Origin of the sequence: Pseudomonas sp. EL_65y_Pfl2_R96 (assembly GCF_963970905.1) — a bacterium.
GTDB lineage: Bacteria > Pseudomonadota > Gammaproteobacteria > Pseudomonadales > Pseudomonadaceae > Aquipseudomonas.
Genome location: NZ_CAXAQH010000135.1, coordinates 1 through 652 on the forward strand (window position 1 = coordinate 1; position 652 = coordinate 652).

At 67.5% G+C, this 652-nt stretch carries 1 protein-coding gene; it reads right to left on the reverse strand.

The window, feature by feature from the left end:
* Window positions 1-652 (reverse strand): UxaA family hydrolase (locus tag AACY49_RS29845; RefSeq protein WP_339527791.1); only part of this gene is annotated, 652 nt, incomplete at both ends.

The following is a 652-nucleotide window of genomic DNA, read 5'->3' on the forward strand; positions in this document are numbered from 1 at the left end:
CAAGCCATCGGACCCGCCACATTTCACCCCAAGCACCAGCCGGTCGAGCGCGACGGTGCTGCGTTTGCTGCGTGCGAGCGCGACCAGTTCGGCGACCTTGGCCACGCCCTCGTCAATCTCGTCCCCGGCCAATTGCGTGACGAGCGTGCGGATGGCGGAACGCCGTCCCTCCGGGATTTCGCGCAGCAAGGCGTCGATCTGGTTCGATTCGCACCCCAGCCCGACGATCAGCACGCCGCCGGCATTGGGGTGGCACGCGAGCGCAGCCAGGATGCTGCGCGTACCGTCAAGGTCGTCGCCAAGCTGCGAACAGCCAAAGGGATGGGTGAAGGCGTGGACTCCGTCGACGGCACCGTCGGCGCTCTCGTTCACCAATGCGGCATCGGCCTGCGCGGCGATACGGGTCGCGGTGCGCGCGACGCAGCCGACGGTCGGGAGTATCCAGATTTCATTGCGCGTGGCCACGCGCCCGTCGGCGCGGACATAGCCTTGGAAGCTCGCCGCTTCTTGCGCGTCGCTCGTCGGTGCGGGGGGCTTGGGGGTGAAGTGATAGTCGAGCGTCCCGTCGAGCGCGGTCGCCAGATTGTGCGAATGGACGTGCATGCCGGGCGCGATGGCGACGGTGGCCGTGCCGATCGGAAAACCGAATTTC